The sequence below is a fragment of the Actinoalloteichus caeruleus DSM 43889 genome (genome assembly GCF_000429185.2).
Classification (GTDB): Bacteria; Actinomycetota; Actinomycetes; order Mycobacteriales; family Pseudonocardiaceae; genus Actinoalloteichus_B; species Actinoalloteichus_B caeruleus.
The window spans coordinates 2128784-2150062 of the sequence record NZ_AUBJ02000001.1 but is presented as its reverse complement, the minus strand read 5'-3'; the positions used below and the strand labels follow the sequence as shown (position 1 = coordinate 2150062).

General features: G+C 71.9%; 12 protein-coding genes. 5 read left to right on the top strand and 7 right to left on the bottom strand.

Going from position 1 to position 21279, the window contains the following annotated elements:
• Positions 1–107: 107 nt before the first annotated feature.
• Complete coding sequence (locus tag G443_RS07485) at positions 108–869, bottom strand: class I SAM-dependent methyltransferase (RefSeq protein WP_051314075.1); 762 nt, start codon at positions 867–869, stop codon at positions 108–110.
• Between the two features lie 284 nt (positions 870–1153).
• Positions 1154–2476, bottom strand: coding sequence for an acyl-CoA dehydrogenase family protein (locus tag G443_RS07480; protein WP_211237550.1), 1323 nt, complete (start codon positions 2474–2476; stop codon positions 1154–1156).
• A 640-nt stretch (positions 2477–3116) separates the two neighbouring features.
• Between G443_RS07480 and G443_RS07475 the strand changes: the two genes are divergently transcribed.
• The 3 genes from G443_RS07475 to G443_RS07465 all read left to right on the top strand — a co-directional run bounded on the left by G443_RS07475 (position 3117) and on the right by G443_RS07465 (position 8123).
• The gene (locus G443_RS07475; protein WP_051314076.1) at positions 3117–5036 is read left to right on the top strand and encodes a rhamnogalacturonan lyase family protein; all 1920 of its coding nucleotides are present in this window, start codon (positions 3117–3119) and stop codon (positions 5034–5036) included.
• Between the two features lie 123 nt (positions 5037–5159).
• Entirely contained in the window at positions 5160–6482 is a 1323-nt protein-coding gene (locus tag G443_RS07470) for an enolase C-terminal domain-like protein (RefSeq protein WP_026419234.1), read from the top strand.
• A gap of 969 nt (positions 6483–7451) precedes the next feature.
• Positions 7452–8123, top strand: coding sequence for a lytic polysaccharide monooxygenase auxiliary activity family 9 protein (locus tag G443_RS07465; protein WP_081715513.1), 672 nt, complete (start codon positions 7452–7454; stop codon positions 8121–8123).
• A 120-nt stretch (positions 8124–8243) separates the two neighbouring features.
• Here the strand turns inward: G443_RS07465 and G443_RS07460 are convergent, their stop codons facing one another.
• The 3 genes from G443_RS07460 to G443_RS07450 all read right to left on the bottom strand — a co-directional run bounded on the left by G443_RS07460 (position 8244) and on the right by G443_RS07450 (position 11018).
• The gene (locus G443_RS07460; RefSeq protein WP_026419237.1) at positions 8244–9239 is read right to left on the bottom strand and encodes a transketolase family protein; all 996 of its coding nucleotides are present in this window, start codon (positions 9237–9239) and stop codon (positions 8244–8246) included.
• A complete protein-coding gene (locus tag G443_RS07455) occupies positions 9236–10117 on the bottom strand; it encodes a thiamine pyrophosphate-binding protein (RefSeq protein WP_026419238.1) in 882 nt (293 codons plus the stop codon). The genes G443_RS07460 and G443_RS07455 overlap by 4 nt, the downstream gene beginning before the upstream one ends.
• Positions 10118–10247: 130 nt before the next feature.
• Positions 10248–11018, bottom strand: a complete 771-nt coding sequence (locus tag G443_RS07450) for a FadR/GntR family transcriptional regulator (protein ID WP_081715512.1) — start codon at positions 11016–11018, stop codon at positions 10248–10250.
• A gap of 332 nt (positions 11019–11350) precedes the next feature.
• Here G443_RS07450 and G443_RS07445 point away from each other — a divergent pair, with 332 nt between their 5' ends.
• Both G443_RS07445 and G443_RS07440 read left to right on the top strand, forming a co-directional pair.
• Entirely contained in the window at positions 11351–12373 is a 1023-nt protein-coding gene (locus G443_RS07445; protein WP_026419239.1) for an adenosine deaminase, read from the top strand.
• A gap of 85 nt (positions 12374–12458) precedes the next feature.
• Complete coding sequence (locus tag G443_RS07440) at positions 12459–13175, top strand: MgtC/SapB family protein (RefSeq protein ID WP_026419240.1); 717 nt, start codon at positions 12459–12461, stop codon at positions 13173–13175.
• Positions 13176–13245: 70 nt separating this feature from the next.
• Here the strand turns inward: G443_RS07440 and G443_RS07435 are convergent, their stop codons facing one another.
• Positions 13246–16917: a S8 family peptidase gene (locus tag G443_RS07435; RefSeq protein ID WP_253860174.1), complete on the bottom strand. Its 3672-nt coding sequence runs from the start codon at positions 16915–16917 to the stop codon at positions 13246–13248.
• Between the two features lie 547 nt (positions 16918–17464).
• Positions 17465–21151 (bottom strand): S8 family peptidase, encoded by a 3687-nt coding sequence (locus tag G443_RS07430; protein WP_253860173.1) that lies wholly within the window; start codon positions 21149–21151, stop codon positions 17465–17467.
• Positions 21152–21279: the final 128 nt, after the last annotated feature.

The window sequence follows — 21279 nt, the reverse complement described above, 5'->3', positions numbered from 1 at the left end:
CCGGCCCCGGGGGGCGCGCCCCGGGGCGGCGGTCGTGGTCCGGGGGAACCGCGCCCGAGCGCGGCCCGCCCGCCGGCGGCCTCCCGTCCTCGACGGGCCGGGCCCGGTCAGTCCAGCCGTTCGCCCACGACCACCCAGGAGTCGGGGCGGACGCTGTGCAGCTGCGAGAGCCGGAACCCGGCCAGCCCGAGCTGACTGGCGACCCAGGTCGGCGCGAGGCGCAGCAGGACCCGACTCCCGCCGTGCAGGTTCCAGCTGCCCTCGTCGTCCCGCCGGTGCACCAGGTCGTGGACCTGGACGGTGTCCTCGCCGGTGTACTCCAGGAACCAGGTGGTGATCTCACCGGAGCTGGTGGCGCCCTGGACGAAGCGGTCGCGGCCCCGGAGTTCCTGGGTGAGGTCGGCGAACCCGACGACGAACATCCCGCCCGGCGCCAGCGAGGCCAGCACCGCCTCGAACAGCGCCCGCACCCCGTCCTTGCCGGGCAGCCGCAGCAGGGCCTCCCCGCAGCACACGACGGTGTCGAACGGGCCGCCGTCGGGTGGCTCGAACGGCTGGCGCAGCAGGTCGGCCGTGGTGCGCACCACCGTGGGGCAGGTGTCGAGCAACCGCAGGTCGTCCTCGCGGTAGGGGGGCTCGTCGCCGACGGCGAGCAGAACCGAGTCGAAGCCCCGGGTGGCCAGCGCGAGCGCGTAGTGCCCCGGCCACCCCCCAAGGTCCAGGGCGGTCCCGCCGTGCTCGGGAACCCGGCATTGCTCGAGCAGCTGGCGGGGTTGCCTGACCACGGACAGGAGGTCGTCGGTGGGGCTGCCCCCGGGCGCCGGAAACTCGACCAACAGCGTCTCGTGCAGGTCAGCGACATTGAACACGACGTATCCTCCGGCATCCCCAGAAGGGATTCAGTCATCCGACCGGACACTGCGGGTGAGTGATCGGTGACCGAGAGTCGGGTAATGGCTCCCAGCCTAGCGATCCGGACCCGTCCGTGGGGAGGGAACCAGGTCCCGGATCAGAGCCAACCGGGGGAGCGCCCCCGTCCGATCGGAGCGCCGGCCGCGTCCCGGGTGCGGTCGGGGACGTCGGTCAGCGTTCCCGAGGAACGCCACCGGCGGCCCGGGCGAGCGGCGCCAGCGAACCGGAGGACGTCGCCCCCTCACCACCGGGGAACGGCGGTGTCCCGTTCCGGGTCCCCACCCAAGGCCGCGATCCCGAGCCAGTCCGCGCACACGTCCGACGTCGCCGGGTGCAGAGCGCCGTACCGGGCGTCCCGGTAGATCCGCTCCAGCGGGTTGCCCCGCGTCGTGGCCGCCGTTCCCGCCGCCTCCAACACCGAGGAGGCCACCGTGGCCGCCGTGTCCCCGGCGAGGAGCTTGGCCCGCCACACCCAGCGGTTGGTGGCCGGCGATCCCGGATCCCGGTCGACCCGGTTGGCCGCCTCCCGCACCGCCAACCGGGCGGCCGCGACGGCGGCGTCGGCCCGGCCCATCCGTCCCCGCACAGCCGGCAGGTGGTCGAGGCCGCGCTCGCTGAGCTGGGAGCGGGCCTCCCGCAGCGCGGACTCGGCCACTCCGACGTAGACGGCCGCGTAGGAAGCGATCATCCAGTGCGGCATCGCCTGGACGAACGTCGGCGCGAGACCCTCCACGCCGCCGAGCAGGGCGTCCCGCCCCACGGTGACGTCAAGTCGGAGGTCGTCGCTGGCCGTCGCCCGCATCCCGAGGGTGTCCCAGGACCGGACGACCTCCACGCCGGAACCAGCGGGAACCACGAAGTAGGAGACGGTGGGGGTCGAGTAGTCGCGGTCCACCGCCGAGCGGGCACCCACCAGGTAGAGGTCGGCGTGGCCGGCGGCCGACACGAAGGACTTCTCCCCGATGATCCGGTAGCCCTGTTCCACCTCGTGGTAGGTGGTGGACATCCTGGACAACCGGGAACCGACCCGCCGCTCGCTCAGGGCGACGGCGAAGAGCTTGCCGGTCAGGGCCGCCGCCAGGATCCGGTCGTGGGCCTGGGCCACCTCCGCCCGCCGGTTGGGGTCGTCCACGAGCGTGGCCGGCAGGCTCGTCAGCGCCCCCACCACGGAGGAGTGCATGTTGAACACGAGGGCGGTCGCCCCGGACCCGCAGGCCAGCTCGATGGCGATCTCCACGTAGTCCCCGAAGCTGGCGCCGGTGCCGCCCAACCTGCGCGGTGCCATCAGGCCGAACAGGCCGGCGGACCGCAGCTGCTGGAAGTCGGTGATCGGGAAGGCCCCGGCCTCGTCGTGCTGGGCGGCGCGCGCCGCGAACAGGGGGGACAGCGCGCGGGCCCGGGACAGGGCCTCGGCACTGGTGGCCGGCGCGTCGTCCGGCGGGATCACCCCGCCCCAGTGGTCGGGCCGGTCCTCTCCGACCAGCCCAACCGGCAGGTCCGGCTGCGTCGACTCCTGGCGCCGGTCCCGGGGCCGGCTGCCGGAGGGCGCGCCGTGCTCGATCACGGCGCCCCGAACCTCTCCGCGCCCGCCAGCTCCCGGGGCGCGCCGCGGGGCGGGCGCGGGAGCCGGCGGGGGAGGGGGGCGGTTCGGGGGTCGCGCGATGTCGAACGCACCAGGAGGTCCTTCCGTCGATCGTGCCGGCAGCGACTGGCGGGTCACGTCCGGCGCCGCGCGGGACGTTCGGCGGTGGCCCGTCGAGGAGACCGTCGACGGTGTCCCGAACCCCGGCACCGTCCTCAGTGTGCGATGGGTGGGCGGGCGTCGCAGGGAGCATCGCGTCCCCGGTTCGGGGGCATTCACGTTCACGTTCCCCGTGGTCGTCACGGGCAGCGACCACGAGGAGTGAACGGAAAGGCCAGGTCAGCACGGTCGGGCCGGTCGGCGAGTCGGGGCCCGAGGCGGGCCGGGCCGAGTCGACCGGCTGTCGACGGCCGTCCTCGCGGGGGCCGGGTTCGTCGGCGACCACCGCGCCCGAGGTGGACTCAGCCGGACACCTCAGTCATCAGACATCTGTCAGGTATCGGCCAAGAACATCGCGGTATGTCTCGCGCGATGGCCGGTTGGGAGCAAGATACATCCTACCTATCCGGGCTGTTCCGTCCGATCAGCGTGGATCACGGCATCCCAACTCGGAGGTTGTCCCATGACGTTCCGGAAGCGCCCCAGACGCGTGGCCGTCGGTGCGCTCGCCATCACCGCCGCCGTCGCCCTGCCGACGGCGCTCGCATCGGGGGCGGCCGTGGCCGAACCCGACGCGCCGTCGACCACCGGCTTCGGTATCCCCCGTGGGTACGGCGGCGCCGAACAGCAGCTGGGGCGCGGCGTGATCGCCGTGCACGACGGCGACGCCGTCCACGTCGGCTGGCGCCTGCTGGAGACCGACCGCGCCGACGTCGCCTTCCACCTGTTCCGGGAGACCGACGGCCGGCGCACCAAGCTCAACCGGGAGCCCATCACCGGCGCCACCCACTGGGTGGACGAGGAGGCCGACCCCGGCAAGGAGAACACCTACCACGTCCACGCCGTCCGCAACGGCGGCCGGGACAACCAGCGCGGCTCCTACACGCTGCCCGCCGGCTCCGAGGACCGGCCGTTCTTCTCCTTCGACCTCGCCGACGACATCGACCAGACCGCCCGCCACGTCGCCGTCGGCGACCTCGACGGCGACGGCGAGATGGATTACGTGATCAAGCGTGGCGACCAGAACATCGACCCGTCCAAGGGCGAGGAGCCACGCGACACCTACAAACTGGAGGGCTACTCCAGCGAGGGCGAGTTCCTCTGGCGCCGCGATCTGGGCGTCAACCTGCGCACCGGGATCTGGTACACGCCCTACCTCGTGCACGACCTCAACGGCGACGGCAAGGCCGAGGTCATCTACAAGTCCAGTGAGGTGGACGAGGACCTCAACGGCGACGGCATCATCGACTACCGGGCCAGCCAGAACTGGCGGGTCTACGACGGACCGGAGTACGTCGAGATCCTCGACGGCGCCACCGGCGAGACCATCGAACGCCAGGACTGGATCGACCGGGGCGAACCGGGGGTCTGGGGTGACGACCGGGGCAACCGCTCCGAACGCAACCTGATGACGGTGGCCTACCTCGACGGCCCCGACGCCAACCCGAGCCTGATCACCCTGCGCGGCACCTACGCGAAGATGGTGGCCGAGGCCTGGGACTTCGACGGGGAGACGGCCACCCTGCGGTGGCAGTGGAACCGGCCGACCGACGAGAACGGCCGCTACCCGAAGGGCGCCGGGTTCCACAACCTGCGCACCGGCGACATCGACGGTGACGGCCGCGACGAGATCATCAACGGCAGCATCGCCATCGACGACGACGGGTCGACCCTGTGGATCACCGAGGAGGGTCACGGCGACCGGGTCCACATGACCGACATCGACCCGGAGCGCGAGGGCCTGGAGATCTTCTACGTCCAGGAGGTCAACAGCCACTACAGCAACCCGATCCACCTGCGGGGCGCCGAGGAGGGCGACCTGCTGTGGGGGCCCACCGGCGAGAAGTGGGACGACGTGGGCCGGGGCATGGCCGCCGACATCGACCCCCGCCACCCGGGCCTGGAGGTGTGGGGAGGCCGCCCCAACCCGCAGGGCATCGTCGAGGTGGTGGCACCCGTCGACGGCCTCTACAACGCCAGGGGTGAGCGGATCGGCACCCGACCCGCCAGCGTGAACTACGGCATCTGGTGGGACGGCGACCTGCTCCGCGAGCTGCTCGACGGCATCTACATCGACAAGTGGGACTACGAGAACGAGGAACTGGTCAACCTCGTGACGGCGGAGGCCGACCCGTTCGGTGGCACCGACCGCTACGCCGTGCTGGGCTACGGGGACGTCTTCGGCGACTGGCGCGAGGAGGTCTTCTACGTGCACGACCGCAGCGAGATCCGGATCTACACGACGACGATCCCGACCGAGTACCGGTTCCCGACCCTGCTGCACGACCGGGACTACCGGGCGAGCCTCGCCGCCGAGTCCATGGGCTACATGCAGTCCACCCAGCCGGGCTTCTACTTCGGCGAGGGCATGGACGGCACCTGATACGTCCGGTCCCGGGTGGCCTCCTCTGTCCCGGAGGGAGGCCGCCCGGACCGGGCACCCGGCCGCGACGCGCGGCCGACACCCGCCGCCGCCCGGCGCGGGACGACCCCGAGAAGGTAACTGATGACCGCCTCCATCGTCGCCATCGACACCCAGGACATCCGCTTCCCCACCTCCCGTGAGCTGGACGGTTCGGACGCGATGAACCCCGATCCGGACTACTCGGCCGCCTACGTGGTGGTGCGGACCGACGCCGCCGACGGTCTGGAGGGGCACGGCTTCGCCTTCACCATCGGGCGGGGCAACGACGTGCAGGTGGCGGCGATCCGCACCCTCGCGCCGGCCCTCGTCGGCCGGCCGCTGGACGACACCCTCGCCGACCTGGGCGGCCTGTGGCGTTCCCTCGTCCACGACAGCCAACTCCGGTGGCTCGGGCCGGAGAAGGGGGTCGTGCACATGGCGATCTCCGCCGTGGTCAACGCCCTGTGGGACCTGCGGGCCAAGCGGGAGGGCAAACCGCTGTGGCGGCTGCTGGCGGACCTGGAACCGGAGGAGGTCGTCGACCTCGTCGACTTCCGCTACCTCAGTGACGCCCTGACCAGGGCGGAGGCCCTGGACATCCTGCGTTCGGCCCGGGAGGGGCGCGCGGGGCGGGAACGCCGCCTGCTCGCCGAGGGCTACCCCGCCTACACCACCTCGCCCGGCTGGCTCGGGTACGACGACGCGAAGCTCACCAGGCTCGTCCGGGAGGCGCTGGCCGCCGGCTTCACCCAGATCAAGCTCAAGGTCGGCGCGGACCTCGACGACGACCTGCGCCGGCTGCGGGTCGCCCGGGAGATCGCCGGCCCCGACGTGCGCATCGCCGTGGACGCCAACCAGCGGTGGGACGTGGCCGAGGCGATCGACTGGACGCGGGCGCTGGCGCCGTACGACCCGTGGTGGATCGAGGAGCCCACCAGCCCCGACGACGTGCTCGGACACGCCGCCATCCGGCGGGGCGTCGCCCCGGTGCGGGTGGCCAGCGGCGAGCACATCCACAACCGGGTCATGTTCAAACAGTTCCTCCAGGCCGACGCGATCGACGTCGTGCAGATCGACGCGGCGCGGGTGGCCGGGGTGAACGAGAACGTCGCGATCCTGTTGCTGGCCGCGAAGTTCGGCCGACCGGTGTGCCCGCACGCCGGCGGGGTGGGCCTGTGCGAACTCGTCCAGCACCTCGCCATGTTCGACTACCTCGCCGTCAGCGGGACCTGGGATGACCGGGTCATCGAGTACGTCGACCACCTGCACGAGCACTTCGTGGACCCGGTGCGGGTGCGCGGCGGCCGTTACCTCGCCCCCGAACGCCCGGGTTTCTCCGCGCAGATCCGCACCGCCTCCCGCGCCGCGCACCGCTACCCCGACGGTGTCGCCTGGGTCGCCGACCGCGTTCCCACCTCGGGGTAGGTGGCACTCGCGCCCGACGTCCGGCCGTGGCCGGTCGCCGCGCCTCCGGTGGCCGCTCGACCAGCGGGCCCGCGCCGGTATCACCCGGGGCCGGCCGCTCGGGACGGGGGAGGTCCGCGTCGGCAGCTCACCGGCGGTGTCCACTCGGAGGAGCCGCCGGCCCAGCGAACGACGTCGCTGGTGCGACCCGAGCGGGCGGTGAACCTCCGGCGTCATCACGCGCGCCGACGCGGGCGGCCCTGACCCCCGGCGCCGGGGCGGCCCCGCCCCCGTGCGGCATGTCCCGGGAGTCCTGGGGGCGAACGCGCCGACGCGATCCCGCCACGTGATGGGAGCGCTCCAAGGAGGCATGGGGTGATCGGTGTCCACGCGGAGCGCCCGGTGGCCGCCACCAATGTCGACGGCGGCGGTCGCGGTCTCCTGGCCAGCGGGAACGGTGTCGGTGACCGACGTGCGGCGTGCGCGGGCCCCGTGGCCGCCGGTGCGGGGAACCGGTTGCGTCGCAGGGTCCGAGGCCGGATCGGTGGCCGCTGACCCCCCTCGGCCGCCTCGCCGTCCGGTTGGGTCACGCGTTTCGTCGAACCGAAACCGGACGGCGTTCTTTGCCCTGCTCAGCGCCCCGGCTCGGGCCGAGGCCGTCCGGTCGCGCTGGGATCTTCGGAGCTGGGTCGGTGCGGCAACAGGAGTATTTGCCGTGTTGGTCGCTGACCAGGTGTTGACACACCGTGCGTGCCGGCCCCACTCTGGGAGCGCTCCCAGTTATCCCGTGGGTCGTTCCTCCGGCGGCAGCCAGAGCGGAGACCGCGCCGGCCAGCACCTCGGTCGACGCGGACGGCCCCGGGCGGCCGGTCGACCACCGGCGGCGGCGTCGGGCCAGACGCGGCCCCGGTGGTCGACCGTGGTCGACCGGCGCGGACGGCGGGGAGCGGACGACTGACCAACGCTGACCAGTCGATCAAGGAGACCAAGGTGAAGGTGAAAGGAAAACTGAGGTTCTTCGGCCTGCTGGCCGGCCTCGCCGGTATGTTCGCTCTCGCGATCCCGCCCCAGGTGGCCTTGGCGCACGGCGGCCTGACCTACCCGCAGACCAGGACCTACGCCTGCTACGTGGACGGTCTCGCCGGCGGCATCGGCGGTGACCTCGACCCGACCAACCCGGCCTGCGCCGACGCCATCGAGATGGGTGGCAAGAACGCGCTGTGGAACTGGTTCGGCAACCTCCTCCCCGACGCGGGCGGCCGCCACCAGGAGATCATCCCCGACGGGCGCCTGTGCGGCCCCGGCGACACCTACGCCGCCTACAACCAGGCCAGGACCGACTGGCCCACCACGACCATGCCCGCCGGTGAGACGGTGACCATCCGCTACAACGCCTGGGCCCCGCACCCCGGCACCTGGTACCAGTACGTCACCAAGGACGGTTGGGACCCGACCCAGCCGCTGAAGTGGTCCGACCTGGAGCCCGAGCCCTTCGACGTCGTCACCGACCCGCCGATCAACGGCAGCGGCCCGCACGGCGCCGAGTACACCTGGTCCGCCGACCTGCCCGACAAGAGCGGCCGGCACATCATCTACTCGATCTGGCAGCGCTCGGACAGCCCGGAGGCCTTCTACAACTGCTCCGACGTGATCTTCGAGTGACCGGGTTCGCCAGCTGAGCGAACCAGGCAGGGAACACGGGGTGGGGAGCCGACCAGGCTCCCCACCCCGTCCTCCAGGAGGGGCGACCACACCCGGAGACCGGGGCGGTCGCGGCCCGGATCAGACCTCCAACGCGTCCAGCACCCGGCGCACCAGCCGGTCGGTGGACAAGCCGTACCGGTCGTGCAGGGTGGGCAGCGCCCCGGCGGCCAGGAACTCGTCGGGCAGGGCGACCGGCACCAGGTCGCGACCGACGCCGTTGAACGCCAGGCAGGACGCCACGGCCTCGCCGAGCCCGCCGACCACGCTGTGGTTCTCCACCGTCACGACCAGCCGGTCGGACCGGCCCACCCGCAGCACGGCCTCGGTGTCCAACGGCTTGATCGTGGGCACGTGCAGCACCCCCACGTCGACCCGGTGCTCGGCCAGCCGCTCGGCCGCCGACAACGCCCGCATCGTCATCAGACCGCTGGACACCAGCGTCACGTCGCGACCCGTGCGCAGCTCGGCGGCCCGACCCACCTCGAAGGTGTAGTCGTACTCGTCGAGCACCGTGGGGACCTTGCCGCGCAGCAACCGCAGGTAGGTGGGGCCCGCCACCTCGGCCAGCGCCGGGACCGCCTGCTCGATGTCCACCGAGTCGCAGGGGTCGACGATCGTCAGCCCGGGCATGCCCCGCAGGATCGCGATGTCCTCCGTCGCCTGGTGGCTGGGCCCGTAACCCGTCGTCAGGCCCGGCAGCCCCCCGACGATGTTGACGTTCAGCCCCGGCTCGGCGGCGTCCAGGCACAGGAAGTCGTAGGCGCGCCGCGTCGCGAACACCGAGTAGGTGGAGGCGAAGGGCACCAGACCCACCTCGGCCATCCCGGCGGCCGCGCCGAGCAGCAGCTGCTCGGACATGCCCATCTGGAAGAACCGGTCGGGGTGATCCTGGGCGAAGACGTGCATGTCGGTGTACTTGCCCAGGTCGGCGGTCAAGCCGACGATCTCGGGGCGTTCCTCCGCCAGCCGGGACAGGGCGTGCCCGAACGGCGCGGGGGTGGTGCGCTGCCCCTCGTCGACGAACGAGGCGATCATCGCCGAGGTGGTCAGCCGTTTCCTCGTCGGCGTGCTCATCGCTGCGCTCCCTGGTCGAGTTGGTCCCTGGCGATCTGCCACTCGTGCTCGTCGATGCGCATGAAGTGCGCCTTCTCCCGGGTCTCCAGCAGCGGGACCCCGGACCCGATCCGGGTGTCGCAGATGACGACCCGGGGGGTGTCGGCGTCGGCCTCGGCGAGGCTGTCGAAGGCGCGCAGCAGCGCGGGCACGTCGTTGCCGTCCACCCGCACGGTGTGCCAGCCGAAGGCCTCCCACTTGCGCTCCACCGGCTCGATGGCCAGCACACCGGCCGTCGGCCCGTCCGCCTGCAGGGCGTTCATGTCGACCACGGCGGTCAGGTTCCCCAGCCGGTGGTGGGCGGCGCCCATCGCGGCCTCCCAGGTGGAGCCCTCGTCGAGCTCGCCGTCGGAGAGGAGGTTCACGACGCGGGAAGCGACCCCCCGGTGCCGCAGGCCCAGCGCCATCCCGACCCCGACGCCCAGGCCGTGGCCCAGCGACCCGCCGGAGATCTCCATGCCGGGCGTGTAGGAGGCCATGCCCGACATCGGCAGGCGGCTCTCGTCGGAGCCGTAGGTCTCCAGTTCCTCGACGGGGATCACCCCCGCCTCGGCCAGCGCCGCGTACAGGGCGATCGCGTAGTGCCCGATGGAGAGCAGGAACCGGTCCCGCTCGTCCCAGTGCGGGTCCGCCGGCCGCAGGCGCAGCTGGTCCTGGTACGCCACGGCGAGCACGTCGGCGACGCCGAGGGCCTGGCCGACGTAGCCCTGCCCCTGGACCTCGCCCATGTTCAGCACGTGGTGGCGCATCCGGTGGGCCGCGTCCGCCACCCGGCGAACCCGGTCCTCGAACGACGGGCCGGCGGGCGCGGCGCGGTCGACGTCCTGCGTCGCGGTCATCATCGGCTCCCTTCTCGTAGTGGTGGTGCTGGTGGGCACGGCCGGGAAGCCCCGAGTGCCCTGCCGCGACCGCCCCGGTGTCCACCGGGGGCCGCCGCCGGTGTTCGGAGGTGCGGTCGTCCTCCTCCGCTCACCCACCCGCGGCCGGCTGGTCGACCGGCCCGGCGGGGTGCCCGGTGGAGGAGTGGTTGGTGGGGGCGGGCGTGGACCGGGCGGTGAGGTCGCGCCACAGGGTGAAGTGGCGGGCCATCGCCTCCCGCGCCGCCCTCGGATCGCCGGCCTCGATCGCGTCGACGACCTCGTAGTGGACGTGGTCGGTCTCCCAGCCGTCCCGGCCGGCACGGCGTTCGGCAGCCAGCGCGGCGGCCCGCCGTGCGGTCAGCTCGTCCCGCAGCACGTAGCCGATGCCGTCGTGGAGGAAGTCGAACATCGGGTTGTCGACGATCCGGAACAGGCGGTGGTGGAAGGTGAAGTCGGCGTCGGTGGCCGCCTCGACCCGCCCGGCCAGGGAGGACTCGACCATCGCGTCGACGTCGGCGCGCAGCGCCCGCACGTCCTCGGGGGAGGCGAGGGTCGCGGCCTCGGCGGCGACGGAGAGTTCGAGGAGTTCCCTCGCCCGTTCGAACTGCGGTCCGCTGATGTGCCCCAGCCGCATGGCGAGGCTGAAGTAGAGCCGCATGAAGTTGGCGTTGGGCACCTCCAGGTAGGTGCCCCGTCCCTGGGTGCGGTGGAGGAAGCCCAACATCTCCAGGCTGGAGAGCTGTTCGCGTAGCGTCGCCCGGCTCATGGCCAGTCGGGCGCCCAGCTCCCGTTCCGGGGGCAGCCGGAGCCGACCGGTGTGCTCCTCGGGGGTCGCGGCCTGGCGCAACGCGTCCACGAGGGTGATGAGGTGCGGCTCCACCCCGGCCTCCCCGCATTGGTCTGACCAAATCTTCGTCGGGACGCTAGACAGCGCGCCCCACCCGTGTCAAGGCCTTGGTCTGACCAATCTCCGGTGCGCGTGGGCCGCGCCACACCGCGACCCACCGGGGCTCGACAGCCCTCCGTGCCCGGTCCGACACCGCCGGTCGCCACCCGGTGCCCACCGCTCACCCCACCGCGTGATCAGGGGTTTTCCTGCGTACGATCCGGATCTGTCCGCACGCCGGGCGCCCGTCCCGAGCGGGCCGACCGGCCGCGACCACCCCGGCCGCCGAAGACGGCCGGGCACCACCACCACGGAGGGAGCCCGCCGTGCCCGTCTCGGCCGAGTTCGTCGCCGGCCTGCCCAAGGCCGAACTGCACGTCCACATCGAGGGGACCCTCGAACCCGAGCTCAAGTTCGAGCTGGCCGAGCGCAACGGGCTCGAACTGCCCTTCGCCGACGTCGACGAACTCCGGGCCAGTTACCAGTTCCACGACCTCCCGTCCTTCCTCGGCGTCTACTACGACGGGATGCGGGTGCTGCTGACCGAACGGGACTTCCGCGACCTGGTCTACGCCTACCTGCGGCGGGCGGCCGACCAGAACGTCCGCCACACCGAGATCTTCTTCGACCCCCAGGCCCACACCTCGCGGGGCGTGCCCTTCCCGACCGTGGTGCGGGGGCTGCGGCAGGGCGTGGTCGACGCCCAGCGGGACCTCGGCGTGCACGCCGAGCTGATCCTCTGCTTCCTGCGTGACTTCTCCGCCGAGTACGCGATGGCGACCCTGATGGAGTCGCTGCCCTACAAGGACTGGATCGTCGGCGTCGGCCTCGACTCCGACGAGAAGGGCAACCCGCCGGAGAAGTTCGCCGCCGTCTTCGCCAGGGCCAGGGCCGAGGGCTACCTGCTCACCATGCACTGCGACATCGACCAGGAGAACACCACCGAGCACCTCCGCCAGGTGCTGGAGGTCATCGGGGTCGACCGCATCGACCACGGCCTGAACGTCCTGGAGGACGACGCGTTGGTCGAGGAGGTGCTGCGCCGGGGCATCGGCCTGACCGCCTGCCCGATCTCCAACGGCGTCGTCACGGCCAGCATGAAGGCCCCCGAGATCCGCGCCCTGCTCGACCGGGGGGTTCCCGTGTCGGTCAACTCCGACGACCCCGCCTACTTCGGCGGCTACGTCAGCGAGAACCTGGTCGCCCTCGCCGGGGAGCTCGACCTTGACGAAGCGGACCTGGTGGCGTTGCAGCGCAACGCCTTCACCATCTCCTGGCTGGCCGCCGGCCGGCGGGACGCCTTCCTCGACGAGCTCGACGCCTACGCCAGGGAGCACGGCGCCGCCTGACCCGCCGCGCCCGGCGTCACCCGACCGGGGACGTCGGGCGCGTTCGCGGTCGCCGGGGCACCGGCCCCGGGTTAGCGTCGCCGGGGTGGAGGGCCCCGTCTCGTCCGGACTCGGTGAAATCCCCCTGCTGGGGGAGCTCGCGGTCGCGCTCCTGCTCTCCAGCCTCATCGGACTCGAACGCGAGATCCGGGCCAAGAGCGCCGGCCTGCGCACCCACAGCCTCGTCGGCCTCGGTACCGCCCTGTTCATGGTCGTCTCGCAGCACGGCTTCACCTCGGTCCTCGGTGACGACGTCATGCTCGACCCGTCCCGGGTGGCCGCCCAGATCCTGACCGGCATCGGGTTCATCGGCGGCGGGCTCATCTTCGTCCGCCGCGACGCCGTCCAGGGCCTGACCACCGCCGCGTCGGTGTGGGTGACGGCCGCCGTCGGCATGGCCAGCGGTGGCGGCCTGTTCGTCCTCGCCGTCGCCACCACCGCCGCCCACTTCCTCGTCGTGGCCGGCTACCCCTGGCTGACGCGGCACCTGCGGGGTTCGTGGCGCCAGCCCAGCACGGTCCGCATCGGCTACCTGGAGGGGCGGGGAGTGCTGCGCGGCGTCCTCTCCGCCTGCACCAGCCGGGGGTGGACGGTGCTGGACCTGCACGTGGAGTACGAGGACCGCGCGGAGGACCACCGGACGGTCGTGGTGGTCGTCGAGCTGCGGGGGCGGGGGTCGCTCGAGGAGCTGGTGCGGGAACTGACCGGCCTGCCCGGTGTCCTGCACGTCGCCGGGGGCGCCGACGCCGCTCCCCGGTTGTGAACCCGGTGCTCCGCTCCAGGGGTGGAACGGGCCGGGAGGGGGGCGCCCTCCCGGCCCGCGCCGTGGTGGTTCAGTGCAGCCGGTAGGCGCCTTCGATCGTCTCGGTGACGGAGTTGCCGTCCTCGTCGTTGGCGGTGGCGCGCAGCCAGACCAGGTCGCCTGGCTCCCCGGCACCGGGCAGGACCAGCGTCCAGCCCTCGCCGTCCCGGTCGACTTCGGCGGGTACCCAGGTCTCGCCTTCGTCGAAGGAGGCCTCGACGGCGAGTTCGTTGATCGGGGATTCCTGGGCCCCGGTCTGGTGGACGACCGTGGCCGTTCCGGCGAGGGGCTCACCCGCGGGGGTGTCGTTGGTCAACCCGAGGGGGAGGTCGTAGCGGATGTCGAGCAGGGGCAGCACCTCGTCGGCCCCCGTGGAGTGGAACCGCCACTGGCCGTGGACCCTGCCGGGAGCGGCCCAGACCTGGTGGTCCCGTTCGGCGTCCACGGCCAGGTCGTACCAGCCAGGTCCGGGTGGGACCTCCAGGTCGGCCAGTCCGGGGGTGTCGGCCTCGGCCACGACCTCGCCGTCCCGGCTCAGCACCATCCGGCCGCTGTCGGTGTCGAACCGCAGGTCGGGCAGGGCCTCGTGGCGGGGGTCGTTGTCGCCGAACATGGACAGCTGAAACCGCAGCAGGTCGTCCTCCCGCATGGCCGGGGACCGCCACTCGTCCAGGCCGACCCTGGTCTGGTCCGGCAGCGTCGGGCCGATCGGGCCCCGGTACCAGGCCTCGGTCCGCTCGTCACCCGCCTCCAGCGCCGTCGGCGGCGTCACCAGCTTGCCCACGCCCCAGTCCCCGGGTAGCGAGACTTCCCCCACCCAGTCGAAGCCAGGCGAGAAGTACTCGGTCCGTTCCTGCGGGAACATGGTCAGTGCCCACAGGTCGGCGATGACGACACCTTCCGAGGAAGCCGACTGACGGGTCTCGTGCAGCACGTCCTCGGGGCCGGGGTTGTGGTAGGTGTTCTCGATCCGGGCCAGCTCGTCAGCCTCCACCACCCGGTGACCGCTCGGTGGGAGACCGCCGTCGTGCGACTCCAGGAGGTAGTACGCGGAGGGGCTGTGGTCCCGTCCCTCCACGACGGCCTCCACCCGCCCTTCCTCGGCGATCAACTCAGCCAGTCGTGTCGCGGAGCGGTACTCGACGTTGACGTAGGGCAACGGAATCTCGGTCTCGATCCAGACGCTGCCCAACAACACCTCGGCTCCCCGGTCAGCCACGGCCCGCACCAGGTCCGCGAGCTTGTCGGGGGCGAGGTCCGTCCCGGGGCTGAGGAACGGGATGCGTCCGGTGAGGTCAGGAACGTCCTCGGCCGGGGTGGACGTGAGGTCCACGAGAGTGCCGGTGACCGTTCCCCGGGGGCCACGGAGGTCCTCCCAGACCCCCACACGCAGATCGTGCCCGGGTAATTCCACCCGGACCAGGGGGGCCGTCCATGCGCCGCCGTGCAGGAAGCCGAGGCCGTCGATCTCCGCTCCCGCGTCGACGACGAACAACTCGGTCATTATCCCGGTGAAGGTGTGAGTGGCGCTCTCGAGGACGTACCCGTGCGTGGTGCCGTACCGCTCGGCATCGTCCTCAGCGGGCACGAGCGCGACCGCTTCGCGGGTCTCCAGGGGAACGTCGAGCAGCGTGTCCTCGGTCAGCTCGACCTCCTCGGCGGCGTAGGTCTGGTACGACCGTCCGTCCTCCATGTACTCGTTGAGCGAGATCACGACCCGGTAGGTGCCCGGAACGAGCGTGACGTCCACCCCCTCCTCGAAGGTCCTCGCCTCGTGCAGTTCACCGGTCTCGGTGTTCTCGGCCACCACGGACAGGAGCGGGGAACTGGTCAGGGGTTCGTCGGAGACCGACACCGCCAGTTGGTGCCGTTCCTGGTCGACCACCGCCGACACCGGGGTCACGAGTCGGGCCCCGTTCGTGGTGGCGGTGAGTCGGCCGGTGATGGTGCTGACCCGTTCGGCCGTGGGCCGGAGGACCAGCGTGGCCGTCGCGGTCTGGCCGGGTGGGACGGTCACCGTGTTGGTGGTCAGTTCCAGCAGGCCGTCGGGGGCGGGGGTGCCGTCGTCCTGGCTGACGGTGAGGTCCAGGTCCAGGGTGAGTTCGGTGTCGGTGGGGTTGGTGTAGGTGATGGTGCGTTCCACCGGTTCCCCGTCGTGGGGCCAGTCGAGGAGTCCGAAGCCGAGGGTGGCGGGTTCGGCGCGGGGCCCCTGCTCCAGGGCGCGGGCGATGTCGAGGCGGCCGGCTCCCTGCCCGTGGACGTCGATCCCGGGGAGAGGTTCGGCGCTGCCGGTGAGCAGTGCCTTGATCTGTTGGCCGTCGAGGTCGGGGTTGGCCTGGAGTGCCAGGGCGGCGGCGCCGGCGACGTGCGGGGCGGCCATGGAGGTGCCGGACGCGCTGAGGTAGTGCTCGTCGATGGCCCATTCCTCCTCGACGCCCTCCGCGCGGGCGGCCACGATGTCCGATCCTGGTGCGGCGATCTCGGGTTTCAGCCCGAAGTTCCAGGGCACGGGGCCTTGGCTGGAGAAGTCGCTGAGTTCGTCCTGTTTGGTGGTGCTGCCCACGGTCAGGGCGCTGTCGGCGACACCGGGGGAGTCGATCGAGGCCGGCCGGCCGTTGTTGCCGGCGGCCACCACGAACAGCGCTCCGGTGGTGGCGGAGAGTTCCTCGACCGCCTCGACCAGCGGGTCGCGTTCAGGGGTGGCCCAGCCGGCGAGGCTGAGGTTGAGGATGTCCGCGCCCTGCTCGACGGCCCATTCCGCTCCGGCGATGATGTCGGTGGTCCAGCCCTGGCCCTGGTCGTCGAGGACCTTGGCGACCACCAGGTCCGCGTCCGGGGCGACGCCGGCGTAGCGGCCGTCGGAGGCTGCTCCGGTGCCGGCGATCGTGGCGGCCACATGCGTGCCGTGGCCCCTGCGGTCCTGGACGTCCTCGGCGTCGGAGAAGTTCTCGGCGGCGACGACCCGGCCGTCGAGGTCGGGGTGTCCGGTGTCGTAGCCGGTGTCGAGGACGGCGACGGTGACGCCGTCTCCGGTGTGGCCGGCGTCCCAGGCCTCGCTGGCGCCGACGAGGTCCCGGCTCTGGTCGAGGGTGGCGCGCACCCGCCCGTCCAACAGGACCCGGGTGTCGTCCTGGGCGCTGAGCACGCTGGGACCGTCACCGCCTTCGAGGTCCTGCCAGAAGGTGGGCAGGTCCTCGTGGGCGATCTCCAGGCCGCGTAACCCCAGGTCGGGGAAGGACTGCGTGTGCTCGGCGACCTCGGGTGCGGCGAACGCGCGTGGTCCGTCGGCGGGTTCGTCGACGATGATCCGGAGGCTGTCCTGGTGGTCGTCGGTCAGGCCCTGTTCGACGAGTCCGGTGAGGTCGAAGAACCGTTCGTCCAGTCGCCCGGAGATCACGGCGCGGCGGGCGTCGTCGGGGATGACGACGAGTCGTCCCTGGTGGGTTTCCTGGTGGTAGCCGGTGCCGCGCCGGTGGGGTGGGGAGGTGAACCCGGCGAGTGCCAGCCCGTCGGGGCCCTGGCGGAGCAGGACGGTGTCCCCGGTGATCAGGGTGATGCTGATCGGGGCGCCGTTGGTGTGTGACGTCACGGGTGTGGTCGGGGGTGGTGGGTCGGTCTCGTGGGTGCCGGCCGCTGCCGTGGGGGTGGTGAGCAGCAGTGCGGCGAGGAGACCGGCGCCGAGCCGAACACGGGGTGTTCGCACCTGGTGTCCTTCCGTTCGGTGGGCCGGCCGGTGTTCACCGGCCGGCCGGGCTCATCACAAGCCCTTCACACCGAACACGCTGTGATCGGATGGAGACGTTGAGTCGGGTGGGTCACGGGTCGATCACGGCGAGCGCCGGAGTCCCACTGCGGTTGGCTCGTCCTGGTGTCGGGCCGTGCTCGCGGCCGTGGGCATCGACCAGGGCCCGGTCAGCCGGAGTCCTCAGCGAGGTCCCGCGGATGTGGACCGCTTCGTCGGTGTGGCGAGTGTGGGCTCGATCCGACCTGGTCGGACGATGGCCTGGGAGTGCGAGTACCAGGAGCACGGCGCTCCCACGGTTTCGGGGCTCCGCGACCGCGCGGATCCGGCGGTGCCTGCTGGCCCGGGCGGTCCCCCGTCGGGCGATCGCCGAGCGCTGCTCCCTGAACGGCCGGTTCCCTCGGGAACGCGGAGGGCTTCCCTGCTCCGGTTCGCGGTGCACGGCCTCCCTGCCCAGGGGTGGAACGGGCCGGGAGGGGGGCGCCCTCCCGGCCCGCGTCGTGGTGGTTCAGCGGAGCCGGTAGGCGCCTTCGATCGTCTCGGTGACGGAGTTGCCGTCCTCGTCGGTGGCGGTGGCGCGCAGCCAGACCAGGTCGCCTGGCTCCCCGGCACCGGGCAGGACCAGCGTCCAGCCCTCGCCGTCCCGGTCGACTTCGGCGGGTACCCAGGTCTCACCTTCGTCGAAGGAGGCCTCGACGGCGAGTTCGTTGATCGGGGATTCCTGGGCCCCGGTCTGGTGGACGACCGTGGCCGTTCCGGCGAGGGGCTCACCCGCGGGGGTGTCGTTGGTCAACCCGAGGGGGAGGTCGTAGCGGATGTCGAGCAGGGGCAGCACCTCGTAGGCCCCGGTGGAGTGGAACCGCCACTGGCCGTGGACCCTGCCGGGAGCGGCCCAGATCTCGCTGGTCCGTTCGGCGTCCACGGCCAGGTCGTACCAGCCGGGTCCGGGTGGGACCTCCAGGTCGGCCAGTCCGGGGGTGTCGGCCTCGGCCACGACCTCGCCGTCCCGGCTCAGCACCATCCGGCCGCTGTCGGTGTCGAACCGCAGGTCGACCACGTTGGCGTGACGGGGGTCGTTGTCGCCGAACATGGACAACTGGAATCGCAGCAGGTCGTCCTCCCGCACGGCGGGGGGCCGCCACCCCCGCTTCTGCCAGTCGACCAGGGCCTGGTCGGGCAGCGCCGGGCCGATCGGACCCCGGTACCAGGACTCGGTCCGCTCGTCACCCGCCTCCAGCCGGGTCTGTGGGGACACCAGCGTGCCGATGTTCTGCCCACCCTCACCACGGAACGAGATCTCCGTCGACCACTCCAGGCCGGGGGACAGGTACTCGGTGCGGACCTGCGGGATCACCGTCGATACCCACTGGTGGGTCACGTACGTGCCGTCCCGCGAGACCATCTGGGTCAGGCTCGTGATCCCGGTCTCGGCCATGGGATTGTGGTAAGTGCTCTCGACCCTGGCCAGCGCGGAGTCGCGTACCACGCGACGCCCCGGGGGCGGGAAACCACCCTCGTGGGGCTCCAGCAGGAAGTAGGCGTAGGGGCTGAACTCGCGGCCCTCGATGACCGCGTCCACGGTTCCCTCGCGTGCGAGGAGATCCGCGAGTCGACGCCCGGAAAGGAAGTCGACCTCGACGTACGGCAGCGCGATCTCCTCCTGGATCCAGATGCCCGAGAGCAGAACCTCAGCACCTCGGTCGATCAACGCTTGGGCGAACGGCACGACCTCGTCCGGCTCCAGCTCCGCCTCCGGCCCCAGGAAGGGAATGCTGCCAGTCAGATCAGGGATCTCCGTGACCGGGGCGGAGGTGACGTCGACCAGAGGCCCCGAGACCGTCCCCTGCGGGCCGTCCAGCCTCTCCCAAACCTCGATGTCCAGATCGTGGCCGGGTATGTCGACGTGAGCCAATGGGGCGGCCCATGTCCCCCCGTCCACGAACCGGAACCCGTCGACCTCGGTGTCGGCATCGATGACGAAGGTCCGAACCGGCGGAGAACCCGATATGACCCAGGCGTAGTTCTCGAGTTCATACCCGGCAGTGGCCAATTGGCGACGAGCGCCCTCCTCCTCGGGCACCAGTTCGACCGGTCTCCGGGTGTCCCACGAGATCGTGAGGTGGGTGTCCTCGGTCAGCTCGATCTCGTCGACGGCGTAGGTCGCTTCCAGCTCGCCGCCCGGGAGGTGGTCGTGGACGGCGGTGACGACGCGGTACCGTCCCGGCACGGGCCGGAGGCTGGTTCGAACATCGAAAGTATGGGCCTCGTCGACGTCACCGGTCTCGGTGTTCTGCACGACCAGTGACATGGTCAGGTTAGCGGTCGTGAGTTCGTCGGGGACCGACACCGACAGTTGGTGCCGTTCCTGGTCGACCATCGCTGAGACCGGGGTCACGAGTCGGGCCCCGTCGGTGGTGGCGGTGAGCCGACCGGTGATGGTGCTGACCCGTTCGGCCGTGGGCCGGAGGACCAGCGTGGTCGTCGCCGTTCCACCAGAGGGCACCGTCACCTCGTCCGTGGTCAGTTCCAGCAGGCCGTCGGGGGCGGGGGTGCCGTCGTCCTGGCTGACGGTGAGGTCCAGGGCCAGGGTGAGTTCGGTGTCGGTGGGGTTGGTGTAGGTGATGGTGCGTTCCACCGGTTCCCCGTCGTGGGGCCACTCGTGGAATCCGAAGCCGAGGGTGGCGGGTTCGGCGCGGGGCCCCTGCTCCAGGGCGCGGGCGATGTCGAGGCGGCCGGCTCCCTGTCCGTGGACGTCGATCCCGGGGAGAGGTTCGGCGCTGGCGGTGAGCAGTGCCTTGATCTGTTGGCCGTCGAGGTCGGGGTTGGCCTGGAGTGCCAGGGCGGCGGCGCCGGCGACGTGCGGGGTGGCCATCGACGTGCCGGACAGGGACGCGTGGTGTTCGTCAACCGCGTAGTGCTCCAGGGTGCCCGTTGCCCGAGCGGCCACGATGTCGGATCCTGGTGCGGCGATCTCGGGTTTCAGCCCGAAGTTCCAGGGCACGGGGCCTTGGCTGGAGAAGTCGCTGAGTTCGTCCTGTTTGGTGGTGCTGCCCACGGTCAGGGCGCTGTCGGCGACACCGGGGGAGTCGATCGAGGCCGGCCGGCCGTTGTTGCCGGCGGCCACCACGAACAGCGCTCCGGTGGTGGCGGAGAGTTCCTCGACCGCCTCCACGAGGGGGTCGCCCTCGGGGAACGCCTCGGCACCGAGGCTGAGGTTGAGGATGTCCGCGCCCTGCTCGACGGCCCATTCCGCTCCGGCGATGACGTCGGTGGTCCAGCCCTGGCCCTGGTCGTCGAGGACCTTGGCGACCACCAGGTCCGCGCCCGGGGCGACGCCGGCGTAGCGGCCGTCGGAGGCTGCTCCGGTGCCGGCGATCGTGGCCGCCACATGCGTGCCGTGCCCGCTGCGGTCCTGGACGTCCTCGGCGTCGGAGAAGTTCTCGGCGGCGACGACCCGGCCGTCGAGGTCGGGGTGCCCGGTGTCGTAGCCGGTGTCGAGGACGGCGACGGTGACGCCGTCCCCGGTGTGGCCGGCGTCCCAGGCCTCGCCGGCGCCGACGAGGTCCCGGCTCTGGTCGAGGGTGGCGCGCACCCGCCCGTCCAACAGGACCCGGGTGTCGTCCTGGGCGCTGAGCACGCTGGGACCCTCACCGCCTTCGAGGTCCTGCCAGAAGGTGGGCAGGTCCTCGTGGGCGATCTCCAGGCCGCGTAACCCCAGGTCCGGGAAGGACTGCGTGTGCTCGGCGACCTCGGGTGCGGCGAACGCGCGTGGTCCGTCGGCGGGTTCGTCGACGATGATCCGGAGGCTGTCCTGGTGGTCGTCGGTCAGGCCCTGTTCGACGAGTCCGGTGAGGTCGAAGAACCGTTCGTCCAGTCGCCCGGAGATCACGGCGCGGCGGGCGTCGTCGGGGATGACGACGAGTCGTCCCTGGTGGGTTTCCTGGTGGTAGCCGGTGCCGCGCCGGTGGGGTGGGGAGGTGAACCCGGCGAGTGCCAGCCCGTCGGGGCCCTGGCGGAGCAGGACGGTGTCCCCGGTGATCAGGGTGATGCTGATCGGGGCGCCGTTGGTGTGTGACGTCACGGGTGTGGTCGGGGGTGGTGGGTCGGTCTCGTGGGTGCCGGCCGCTGCCGTGGGGGTGGTGAGCAGCAGTGCGGCGAGGAGACCGGCGCCGAGCCGAACACGGGGTGTTCGCACCTGGTGTCCTTCCGTTCGGTGGGCCGGCCGGTGTTCACCGGCCGGCCGGGCTCATCACAAGCCCTTCACACCGAACACACCGCGACCACGGCAGCGGGTTGAGCGCGCCGAGTAACGCTTCGATCACG